The 11,491-nt window shown below is 39.3% G+C and carries 10 protein-coding genes; 2 read left to right on the plus strand and 8 right to left on the minus strand.

Translation table 11 applies throughout. From position 1 onward, the window contains the following. Window positions 1-444 (plus strand): hypothetical protein (locus tag ESZ48_RS19645; protein WP_223266518.1); only part of this gene is annotated, 444 nt, incomplete at its 5' end. Window positions 445-550: 106 nt separating this feature from the next. On the opposite strand, the gene menA is transcribed toward ESZ48_RS19645, so the two are convergent. The 7 genes from menA to ESZ48_RS19030 form a co-directional block, all read right to left on the minus strand. Next, complete coding sequence (gene menA, locus ESZ48_RS19000; protein WP_129019088.1) at window positions 551-1,453, minus strand: 1,4-dihydroxy-2-naphthoate octaprenyltransferase; 903 nt, start codon at window positions 1,451-1,453, stop codon at window positions 551-553. An 18-nt stretch (window positions 1,454-1,471) separates the two neighbouring features. Next, the gene (locus tag ESZ48_RS19005) at window positions 1,472-2,311 is read right to left on the minus strand and encodes a 1,4-dihydroxy-2-naphthoyl-CoA synthase (protein ID WP_129019089.1); all 840 of its coding nucleotides are present in this window, start codon (window positions 2,309-2,311) and stop codon (window positions 1,472-1,474) included. Between the two features lie 23 nt (window positions 2,312-2,334). Then, window positions 2,335-3,165 (minus strand): CvfB family protein, encoded by an 831-nt coding sequence (locus ESZ48_RS19010; protein WP_129019090.1) that lies wholly within the window; start codon window positions 3,163-3,165, stop codon window positions 2,335-2,337. Window positions 3,166-3,264: 99 nt separating this feature from the next. Continuing rightward, window positions 3,265-3,606, minus strand: a complete 342-nt coding sequence (locus tag ESZ48_RS19015; RefSeq protein WP_129019091.1) for a DUF2853 family protein — start codon at window positions 3,604-3,606, stop codon at window positions 3,265-3,267. A gap of 86 nt (window positions 3,607-3,692) precedes the next feature. Then, window positions 3,693-5,450, minus strand: a complete 1,758-nt coding sequence (menD, locus tag ESZ48_RS19020) for a 2-succinyl-5-enolpyruvyl-6-hydroxy-3-cyclohexene-1-carboxylate synthase (RefSeq protein WP_129019092.1) — start codon at window positions 5,448-5,450, stop codon at window positions 3,693-3,695. A 419-nt stretch (window positions 5,451-5,869) separates the two neighbouring features. Next, window positions 5,870-7,030: a chorismate-binding protein gene (locus ESZ48_RS19025; protein WP_129019093.1), complete on the minus strand. Its 1,161-nt coding sequence runs from the start codon at window positions 7,028-7,030 to the stop codon at window positions 5,870-5,872. A gap of 1 nt (window position 7,031) precedes the next feature. Beyond that, a complete protein-coding gene (locus ESZ48_RS19030; protein ID WP_129019094.1) occupies window positions 7,032-7,457 on the minus strand; it encodes a PaaI family thioesterase in 426 nt (141 codons plus the stop codon). A gap of 275 nt (window positions 7,458-7,732) precedes the next feature. Between ESZ48_RS19030 and ESZ48_RS19035 the strand changes: the two genes are divergently transcribed. Continuing rightward, on the plus strand, window positions 7,733-8,377 hold the full coding sequence (locus ESZ48_RS19035) for an alpha/beta hydrolase (protein ID WP_129019095.1): 645 nt from the start codon (window positions 7,733-7,735) through the stop codon (window positions 8,375-8,377). 55 nt (window positions 8,378-8,432) lie between these two features. Here the strand turns inward: ESZ48_RS19035 and ESZ48_RS19445 are convergent. Continuing rightward, window positions 8,433-11,491 (minus strand): T9SS type A sorting domain-containing protein (locus tag ESZ48_RS19445; protein ID WP_190246315.1); only part of this gene is annotated, 3,059 nt, incomplete at its 5' end.

Genomic DNA, 11,491 nt, shown 5'->3' on the forward strand with positions numbered 1-11,491 from the left:
CAGAAATATTGCATCTATAAGCTTGAGACCCCGCTAAAAAGCGGGGTTAGTTCAACCAGCTATTTTGAATGCGCATTTCATGCTTTTCAAAATAGGGTGCAGAGATATTGCATCTATAAGCTTGAGATCCCGCTAAAAAGCGGGGTTAGTTCAACCAGCTATTTTGAATGCGCATTTCATGCTTTTCAAAATAGGGTGCAGAGATATTGCATCTATAAGCTTGAGACCCCGCTAAAAAGCGGGGTTAGTTCAACCAGCTATTTTGAATGCGCATTTCATGCTTTTCAAAATAGGGTGCAGAAATATGGCATCTATAAGTTTGAGACCCCGCTAAAAAGCGGGGTTAGTTCAACCAGCTATTTTGAATGCGCATTTCATGCTTTTCAAAATAGGGTTTCACTAAAAAAAAACTCAGACATATTTAAGAATGTGTCTGAGTTTTAAAGCCCCAAATTTTATAACCAACTGATTAAGAAAATGAATGTTGGCTTAAATTACAATGTAAGATACTATATAAATCCCTGATCACCAAACATCAACTGACTTTTTTTTACAAAACATATCCGATCCCTAATAACAGAGAAAACAAAAATGTAGATAATGACAACACCTTTAATTGCGAATCGAAATCGGAAGACGCCTGAGCTATTACAATGTTTTTAATGTGAAGTGCCAGCGGTAGGTAAGCTATAAGAAAGAGAAAGTTCCAAAGTGAAGTATAATATAAAAGAGCAAATACAAGGCCTACAACCATGGCGCTTATGACCAGAAATAAATGGTATATTTTAGATTTTTCCTTTCCTAATTTTACTGCGGTAGTAATTTTATTTGAGAGTTTATCTGACGCGATATCTCTCATATTATTCAAATTAAGGACACCTACACTCAACAGACCCACTGCAATTGCAGGTAACACTACAATATGATCCAATTGTTTGGCAAACAGGAAATAACTTCCAACAACACTCACAAATCCGAAGAAAACAAACACATAAATATCACCTAAACCTCTATACCCATACGCCGAATCTCCCATGGTATATTTCATGGCTGCATAAACTGAGACTGCTCCAAGTGCAAAAAAGAATAGGGAATAAAAAAAATAACGATGACCAAAAGCAGTATAAATAAGGAGTACCGTCAAGAATATCACAACCATGACATTGACTTTCAACGCATCAAACATTTGTTCAGGGGTGATTTTCCCGCTTTGGACGGCACGCATGGGTCCTACTCTATTTTCATTATCCGTGCCTTTGGTCCCATCACCATAATCATTGGCCAAATTTGAGAGAATTTGCAATGCAAGCGTTACCAATAAAGCCACTATAAAAATGAAAGGATTGAAGAACCCGTTATAAACGGCAAAACAACTTCCTATTACAATTCCAGAAATAGATAATGGCAACGTTCGTAATCTGAACGCAGAAAACCACAATTTTAATCTTTCCATTCTAAAATTTTGGGTGGTTTATGGAATCCATTTTTTTTCAAAATTGGGCTTTCTTTTTTCCAGAAAAGCATTTCTTCCCTCAATGGCTTCGTCTGTCATATAAGCCAAACGTGTCGCTTCTCCTGCAAAAACCTGCTGCCCTACCATCCCGTCATCGGTCAAGTTCATAGCAAACTTCAACATTTTTATAGAGGTGGGTGACTTTCCTAAGATTTCCTGTGCCCATTCGTAGGCTGTGCTTTCTAATTCGTCGTGCGGAATCACAGCGTTGACCATCCCCATCTCATAGGCTTCTTGCGCAGAATAATCTCTTCCCAAGAAGAAGATTTCTCGAGCTCTTTTCTGCCCCACCATTTTTGCTAAATAAGCAGAGCCATAGCCACCATCAAAACTGGTTACATCGGCATCTGTCTGCTTAAAAATTGCGTGTTCTTTGCTCGCTAAAGTAAGGTCGCACACGACATGTAAACTGTGACCGCCCCCAACTGCCCATCCAGGAACCACGGCAATGACTGCTTTTGGCATGAAACGGATCAAACGTTGAACTTCCAAGATATTTAAACGGTGATAACCATCCTCGCCTACGTACCCTTGTTTTCCTCTGGCTTTTTGATCGCCACCGCTACAAAAGGAATAAACACCATCTTTAGACGATGGTCCTTCGGCAGATAACAATACCACACCAATATTCACATCTTCGTTGGCATCATAAAATGCATCGTATAGCTCACTGGTTGTTTTGGGTCTAAATGCATTTCTAACATCCGGTCTGTTGAACGCTATTCGTGCGACTCCATTACTCTTTTTATAGGTGATATCTTGGTATTCCTTTACAGTTTCCCAATTGATTTGACTCATTTTTTTATGTTTTTTAAAATGAATTAAATAAGATAGATCCCATCTTCCTTAATTTCTATTAATCGTTGTTTATATAAAGTTCCAATGGCTTTTTTAAAGGTCTTCTTACTCATTTGAAGCACCGCTTTAATGTCCTCTGGATTTGATTTATCGGTTAAATTGAGATAGCCGCTATTATCTTCCAATTCATGCATGATGGCATCTGCATTTGGTTCGATTTTTCGATAACCAATCTGCTCTAAAGTGATGTCTAATTTATTGTCAGGTCTAATTTTTTTAACGACACCTCTCATGCGATCTCCAACGCTCAATTCCTTATAAATATCATCTTGAAAAATCAATCCTGCATGTTTATTATTGACAATAACATTCATACCAATTTCTGAAGGATGCGAAATAATGACGTCCACTTCTTCAAATTGAGTCACCGTCAGATCTTTATTATCCAAAAAGTGATTGGTTTTACTGGATGCTGCCAATCGTCCCGTTTTTTCATCCAAATAACAATGCACCAAATACCATCCACCGGCTTTCATTTTAAAAGCTTGTTCTTTAAATGGACAGAACAGTTCTTTTACCATGCCCCAGTCTAAGAATGCACCATGATCAGTGACCTGATTGCAACGCAGCATAGCAAACTCACCGCGAGTTATATAGGGCTTGTCAGTTACCGCAACAAGACGTTCCTCATTATCCAAATAAACAAATACTTCAATTTTATCCCAAATCTTATAAGTTTCAGGAACATATCTATTTGGCAACAACACCTCATTGCCTTCTGTGTCAGCAATATAGACGCCTTGTTCAGCCTCTCTAATTATTTCTAACGTATTATATTCTCCAATATGTATCATGGTGCAAAGGTAAGTATATTCGTGTTTATCCTACAAAAAAAGCGATACTGTTCTGAAATTTCAGGAGTAACGCTTTTTCAATTTTAAGGTTGGTACTTATTATTTGTAAACCGCTTCTTTTTTAAAGTGAGTTGTCAATAAATAATAGACTACAGCTCTGTACTTATTTCTGTTAGATTTACCATAGAGTTCCATAACTGAATCAATGGCTTTGTCTAACTCTGGACCATCTTTCAATCCAAGTTTCTTGATTAAAAAGTTGTTTTTAACGGTTGCGATTTCTTTAGGATCAGTACCAGAAACTGTTGACGAGTCTGCATTGTAAATTGATGGACCACAACCAATGGTTACCTTGGTCAATAAATCCATGTCCGCATTTACGCCACATTTTTCTTTTAAGTCTGCCGCATACTTTGTAATTAATTCATCTCTTTTACTCATTATTGAAAAGTTTTTAGTTACTTAATTAATGTCTCAATATACTAAAATTTAACATATCTGTAAAAAATAACGCTCAGATTTAATGATTATTTAAGATACTTAAAATACGCTAGCAAAACTTCATCGTTCGCTTGTTCTGCCGTATTGATCTCAAGAATTTTTGGTCCCTTACTTTCTTTGTAGAAAGAATTGAGCGCTATACCCAAATCATTATGCGAGGACACTTTTTTATATTTAAAATTATACATTTCGGCTAAATGTTGCGCCGATAATTTGTGCTTGGTTTCAAAAAAAGTATCGAAATTTTCAGTGTTTTTATGCCCTGGGAGAATTCTAAAAATACCACCACCGCCATTATTGATTACAATTATTCTGAAAGAATCCGGAATATAATTATTCCAAAGGGCGTTGCTGTCATAAAAGAAACTCAAATCGCCTGTAATAAAATTGGTTTGTCGTTTATGGGCTACTGCACACCCAATTGCAGTTGAGGTACTCCCATCAATCCCACTGGTGCCTCTATTGCAGTAAACCTCAATCGATTTATGAATGTCAAATAGTTGCGCATATCTAATAGCTGAACTATTCCCTACCTGCAAAATAGTGTCATTTGGCAATGTCTTAAAAAGGGTGTCAAAAACTTTAAAGTCGGAAAACGAGATGTCCTCCAAATAGCTGTTGTGCTTTTTATTTCGCTCCATTTTAATTCCCGTCCAATAATTTCTATAGGAACTTTTTACTTGTATGGCCTTTGGTAGAAACTCACTGAAAAAATAATTTGGAGTTTCTATGATGTGCTGGGTCATACAAAAATAAGTATCATAAGCTCTCGTTTCACTAATATGCCAATGCTCTTTGGGTTGGTATTCCCTTAAAAATGCTTTTATCTTTTTGGAAACTACCATGCCTCCAAAAGTGATAAGTATCTCGGGTTGGAGCTTTATGAAATCTTCCTTTTGTAAGGGCGCAATCAACTTATCGATACTCGTAATAAATGCACCATGATCTATATTGGAAGTGGTTTCCGTGAGGACAATCACACTGTCATCCTTTGCCAATAAATTCAGCCAATTTTGCTCAATTTTATTAGGAGCATATTCGCCCACCAATACCATTTTTCGCTTTGCTTTTCGCCAATGATTCAAACATTGATCCAAAATATATGAATCCATTTTGGGCTCTTCCAATTCGATGGGAATGTTTTTGGGTTTCACTTTTAAGGCATCAACCATTTCATAAAGCGGCTCATCAAACGGCACGTTAATATGAACCGGTCCTTTTTTGAAGATTGATTTGTTAATGGCATCGTTCAATTCTTGCTCATTAAACTTTTGGATATCCTTTTGAAGGCCTAATAAACGCTCCAGTTTATCTTCAATATTCTTAAAAATGGGAATGTCTTCAGTGACGGGAATATTCAGTTCATCCTTTAAATCCAATTTTAAATTTGCGGAATGAAGAATATGATTCTCAAAGACATTTTTCTGATTGATGGTTTGCCCGTCACCAATATTTTGAAGGTGCTTTGGTCGATCGGCGGAGAGAACGATTAAGGGAATTTCACTGTAAAATGCTTCCGCAACCGCTGGATAATAATTGAGTAATGCGCTTCCAGACGTGCAGACGACCGCAACAGGCGCCTCAATCTGCTGTGCAATACCAAGTGCAAAGAAAGCCGCGCAGCGTTCATCTACAATACTATAACATTTGAAAAATGGATCGTTGGAAAAACCAATCGTCAAAGGCGCGTTTCTGCTTCCTGGAGAGATGACAATATGTTTTATGTTTTTTGCTTTACACAACTGAATAACGGTCTGTGCTAGCGGAATTTTAGGATATTTCATTCATGGATAATCTTGTTACAAAAATACAAATTTAGGTGAGCTAAGTGAAAAATTATAGCTCGAAAAACTACAAAGTTTAAAAAACCAAAAACTAAAATTTCAAATCCCAAATTCCAAATTCCAACCTTCCAATCTTCAACTAGATGACTTTAGTTGATTATTTAATTTTAAAAAAATTCTTAATCTCTTTATGAAGCCTCAATATCCCAAATATTATTTCCCGCAAATTACTCAGATTTACGCAGAATGCTAAAATATTCAACCTTTAACATTTTCTTTGTGCAACTTTGTGCCTCCTTAGTGGAACTCTGTGTAACAACTATTAATCTCACGTAGAATCCCCCAATTTTGTAAAACCCTCATTCCTCAAATGCTTACTTTCCACAGCACCTAAAACCTATTAAATCCCTCTCACGTCTTTAAAGCACACTTTTAATAATCTGCGACTTATGTACCGTTTCTTGCCATTCCGCCACGGGATCAGAATCTTTTGTAATACCTCCTCCAATATAAATAAAGACATTTTGATCTTTCATCTGCATGCAACGCAAATTCACATAGAGGTCAGAAACCGATTTTTGAACCCTGTAGGCATTATTTTCCACATTGCGCCGGTTGGGGTTTCTTGATATGGTTTCCTTCAGATGTAATTCGCCCATAAATCCGGCATAGAATTCCCGAGGGTAGCCTTCATTTCCAATAATATATGCTTTAGCCTTGTCTTTCGGAAAACCACAGACTGCTGGGGTGGGATGCAGCGCCTCCAAAATTGGTTTCAAATTTCTTGTTTCAGGTGATAACTGCATTGAGATTTCCGTTTGAAGGTGCAAGAGGTTTCCAGCTCTTACGGTTTTCTGATCTGAAACTTTCATGAAATCGCTAGACGATAGTCGATTGCCAACTGATTCTCGGAGACTTTCAACAATAAAATCAGTGACAATTTGCTGTTCTTCTTTTTCCTTTTCTTTCCAAACCACTTCCGTGATGCCTTCAAAAGCTTGGGTGCCCGCCAAAGACATCGTTTTTAATTGGTTTCCTTTCACGCTCAATAAGGTTTCTGGCGTTGCTCCTAACCATAAACCAACTTTTGGATGGTACCAACAATATACAAATGCGGTTGGGTAACGCTGTAATAGGCGTTTGAAAATTTCAATGGGATGGGTTTCTACATTTTCAACTAGTTCTCGTCTTGAAAGTACCACTTTCGAAAAACAGCCGGATTTTATCGCTGCAATGCCATCTTCTACGTGTTTTATATGCAATAATTTCTCCGAATCTTTATTACTATTGATGATGGCAGACGTTTTATGATCCCTGATCATAAGTTCATAAAAATCATTTTCATCAAATGCTACAGAAATGACGTCAGCATGTTCTATGGGAAGGATAAAGGCATCTTGCCTACTATCAAAAGGAGCAAACACGAATCCGCTTTCAGTGAAATCAACAACAGTATGCAGGGCATCATTATGTTGGAACATGCGCTTCAATTCTAACGCATTCGGTTTTTTATAAACCACAAAAGGCAACTGATCATGATATTGTTTTTTGATCTGCTCAAAAAATTGATCCAAGGCCATCCTATTTGTTTTTTGGTAAGGTAATGGTAGACAATCTGCAAATGGAGACCAAGTTGTCATGATCATCTGTAATTCTTATATCCAGAAGTTGGGTGGTTCTGCCCTTGTGAAGAAAGGTGGCTTTGGCATAAACAAATCCATCTTTAACCGATTTTAAATGATTGGCGGTAATCTCAAGTCCGCGCACGAATGTATTCTCCGTATCTAGAAAAATATGCGAGGCAAAACTACCGACACTTTCGGCTAAAGCTGCAGTAGCACCACCATGAAGCACACCATCAGGTTGATAAACTCGCGAGTTGACAGGCATTCTTGCTACCAAAAAATCGGGACCGTAGTCGATCATTTCAATATTCAGGGTCTCCATTAAGGTGTTTTTACTGGCGCTATTCGCCTTTGCCAATAGATCTTCTTTAGATAATTGCATATAAAAATTGGGTTTTAAAAATCAAACGTAAAGGTACAAAACAATCTTTCAGGATGAAGTTATTTGGTTTGTGGTTTCCCGCCTCCGCAAAAGCTGCGGACGGGCAAGCTTGTTTCTCGCTTCTTGTTACTTAATAGTATATACCTGATCTTGTTTCTATATTCTTGAATCTAAGTTGCAATACGTAAATCCTGTCTGGATACACAGAATTGGGAATTTTGAATTTTTTATCACTTCTTATCTCAGTATCTTTATAAATTAATAAATCTGAACGAATGAAGCCAACAGAAAAGGAAATCAACTATAAAACCAGCAACTCCTACTCCACATTAAATACCTTATCTGCAACCACCAAAAATGTGTGGTTCGTCTGTCATGGCATGGGGTATTTGAGTCGGTATTTTCTGAAATATTTTGCAGATTTAAATCCTGAAAAAAACTACTTTATTGCTCCTCAAGCCCAAAGTAAATATTATGTTTCGTCAAGATTAAAGCATGTTGGTGCCAGTTGGTTGACCAAAGAAAATACTATCAAAGAAACTGAAAATGTAATGCGTTATGTAGATGCCGTTTTTGAAGCCGAACAGATTCCTGAACAGGTTAACTTAATTATGTTAGGTTATTCCCAAGGTGTTTCGGTGGCTTTGAGATATATAGCTAAAAGACAATTGAAATGTTCTCAAATTGTGATGATGTCCGGTGGCATTCCGAAGGAACTTACTGCAGCTGATTTTGAGTTTTTAAATCCCTTAACAAAAGTGTCCTTAATTTATGGTACTAAAGATGAATATCTTGATGAGGATCGTTTGAGCATAGAAAAAAATAGAGCATTTGAATTGTTCGGACATTGTGAGTTGCAAATTATTCCATTTGAAGGTGGGCATGTGGTGCATAAAAGCCTCCTAGATGCACTGGTATAAAAAAAAAGCGACCATTTTTTAAAACGGTCGCTTTTAAATTAAGTAAAGCGATTACTTATCTTTTTGCATCAGATGAAATTACTTTCTTAGTTTCAACGCCTCTATTTGTAGTGATTTGTACAAACATCATGTGTTTTACAGCTTTCGTCAAATCAAACTTAACTTTCACTTTCTTACCTTTTTTATAAGATTTGTTCTGGTAAGAATCTACGAGTATACCTCTAATATCACGAATCTCAATGGATACATCAGTGTCGTAATCGTAGCTATAAGAAACATCTAATTTATCCACAAATGGGTTTGGTGAAACATTAAAATCTCCACCTTGTTGCAAACTTCCAGGTTCTTTAACAGATGCACTAGGCGTTGAGCACTTTACGGAAGCTCCATTAGCAAATGATTTGCCATTATTATCTCCATCAACAATACCAGTTGTACAGGCTACACCATGCACAATAAGATAGAAAGATCCACCAGACACCTTAACTGGTCCTACTTGATAGTTTTGAACGCCACCACCTAAATTAGGATTAAAGTTGTATTGTCCAGGCGCTACGGTAGCTTGAGTTTTCTTCCCTTTGGTAACCATTGGTACCGGGGTACATCCAATATACACATGTGCTTCACTCAAGACACTTCCTCCAGTCATTTCATAATAAACGGTTACATCACCATTATTAGCGTAAACAACTTTTGCATTACCATAATTATGACCTTTATCTATATCGCAATGTGCTGCGCCACCATATAAGGTAAAATTATAAGTTCCCGGAGCAGTAATTTGATTTGTCCATCCCCATCGATTATTTTTAAGTTCTGGAATTTCAGAGAAACAAATAGAGGTATCATTATTATAGGCAAAGACAGTATCACAGGATGCTTCTGCCTGACAGGAGATCACTGAAATTTTGATAGTGGCTTTACCTTCACATCCATTTGGATCTTTGTAGGAATAAGTCACTGAGTGTATTCCATTACCCGCAATCATCGGATCAAATAAACCTGTATCAGCGTTAACTGCAGTAGAACCACTAAATGTTCCACCCGCTGGACTCGCTTTTATTTGTACTACTCCATTCTCAATACATATTGGATCCAGCGGTGTAATACCAACCGTTGGCAACGGATTGACGTCCAATTTTGCCGTTGCACTGTTGCTACAGTTATCGCCATCACTATAGGTATAGGTCAAGGTCTGTGTTCCAACCGAAGTATCAAAATTAAACGTGCCATCACCATTGTCGGTAACGCCAGTTCCACTATAGGTACCACCTGCTGGCATCCCTGAACCTGCGATGTTTTGAACAAGTCCCGCATCTGTACACCAAGAGCCACCGGATATGGTCACCGTTGGAAGATCATTGACCTCTAACGACGCTGTTGCACTATTGCTACAGTTGTCGCCATCGGAATAAGTGTAGGTCAAGGTCTGTGAGCCAACCGAAGTATCAAAGTTAAACGTCCCATCACCATTGTCGGTAACGCCCGTTCCACTATAGGTACCGCCCAATGGCATACCCGAACCTGCGATATTTTGAACAAGTCCCGCATCTGTACACCAAGAACCACCGGATACGGTCACTGTTGGAAGGTCATTGACTTCTAACGACGCTGTGGCACTATTGCTACAGTTGTCGCCATCGGAATAAGTGTAGGCCAGTACTTGAGTGCCCACCGAAGTATCAAAGTCAAACGTGCCGTCACCATTGTCGGTAACGCCCGTTCCACTATAGGTACCACCTGTTGGCATTCCTGAACCTGCGATATTTTGAACAAGTCCCGCATCTGTACACCAAGAGCCACCGGAAACGGTCACTGTTGGAAGGTCATTGACCTCTAAAGACGCTGTTGCACTATTGCTACAGTTGTCGCCATCGGAATAAGTGTAGGTCAGTACTTGAGTGCCCACCGAAGTATCAAAGTCAAACGTGCCGTCACCATTGTCGGTAACGCCCGTTCCACTATAAGTACCGCCCAATGGCATGCCCGAACCTGCTATATTTTGCACAAGTCCCACATCTGTACACCAAGAACCACCGGATACGGTCACTGTTGGAAGCTCATTGACCTCTAAAGAAGCTGTTGCACTATTGCTACAGTTGTCGCCATCGGAATAAGTGTAGGTCAGCACTTGAGTGCCCACCGAAGTATCAAAGTTAAACGTGCCGTCCCCGTTGTCGGTAACGCCAGTTCCACTATAGGTTCCACCTGTTGGCATTCCTGAACCTGCGATGTTTTGAACAAGTCCCGCATCTGTACACCAAGAACCACCGGATACGGTCACTGTTGGAAGCTCATTGACCTCTAACGATGCTGTTGCAGAGTTTTCACACGAATTACCATCACTATAGGTATAGGTCAGCACTTGAGTGCCCACCGAAGCATCAAAGTTAAACGTCCCATCACCATTGTCGGTAACGCCCGTTCCACTATAGGTACCGCCCAATGGCATACCCGAACCTGCAATATTTTGAACGAGTCCCGCATCTGTACACCAAGAGCCACCCGAAACAGTCACTGTTGGAAGATCATTGACCCCTAACGACGCTGTGGCTGAGTTTTCACATGAATTACCATCACCATAGGTATAGGTCAAAGTCTGTGTGCCCACCGAAGTATCAAAATTAAACGTGCCATCCCCATTGTCGGTAACGCCCGTTCCACTATAAGTACCGCCCAATGGCATGCCCGAACCTGCTATATTTTGCACAAGTCCCGCATCTGTACACCAAGAGCCACCGGATACGGTCACTGTTGGAAGGTCATTGACCTCCAACGACGCTGTTGCACTATTGCTACAGTTGTCGCCATCACTATAGGTATAGGTCAAGGTCTGTGTGCCCACCGAAGTATCAAAGTTAAACGTGCCGTCACCATTGTCGGTAACGCCCGTTCCACTATAAGTACCGCCCAATGGCATGCCCGAACCTGCGATGTTTTGAACAAGTCCCGCATCTGTACACCAAGAGCCACCGGATACGGTCACCGTTGGAAGCTCATTGACCTCTAACGACGCTGTGGCACTATTGCTACAGTTGTCGCCATCGGAATAAGTGTAGGTCAAGGTCTGTGTTCCCACCGAAGTATCAAAGTTGAACGTACCGTCACCATTAT

This window comes from Gelidibacter gilvus, assembly GCF_004115975.1.
GTDB lineage: Bacteria > Bacteroidota > Bacteroidia > Flavobacteriales > Flavobacteriaceae > Gelidibacter > Gelidibacter gilvus.

Bases quoted from the DNA above. Each gene is read 5' to 3' on its own strand.
- menA (WP_129019088.1), bottom strand. From the start codon at position 1,453: ATGGAAAGATTAAAATTGTGGTTTTCTGCGTTCAGATTACGAACGTTG.
- ESZ48_RS19005 (WP_129019089.1), bottom strand. From the start codon at position 2,311: ATGAGTCAAATCAATTGGGAAACTGTAAAGGAATACCAAGATATCACC.
- ESZ48_RS19010 (WP_129019090.1), bottom strand. From the start codon at position 3,165: ATGATACATATTGGAGAATATAATACGTTAGAAATAATTAGAGAGGCT.
- ESZ48_RS19015 (WP_129019091.1), bottom strand. From the start codon at position 3,606: ATGAGTAAAAGAGATGAATTAATTACAAAGTATGCGGCAGACTTAAAA.
- menD (WP_129019092.1), bottom strand. From the start codon at position 5,450: ATGAAATATCCTAAAATTCCGCTAGCACAGACCGTTATTCAGTTGTGT.
- ESZ48_RS19025 (WP_129019093.1), bottom strand. From the start codon at position 7,030: ATGGCCTTGGATCAATTTTTTGAGCAGATCAAAAAACAATATCATGAT.
- ESZ48_RS19030 (WP_129019094.1), bottom strand. From the start codon at position 7,457: ATGCAATTATCTAAAGAAGATCTATTGGCAAAGGCGAATAGCGCCAGT.
- ESZ48_RS19035 (WP_129019095.1), top strand. From the start codon at position 7,733: ATGAAGCCAACAGAAAAGGAAATCAACTATAAAACCAGCAACTCCTAC.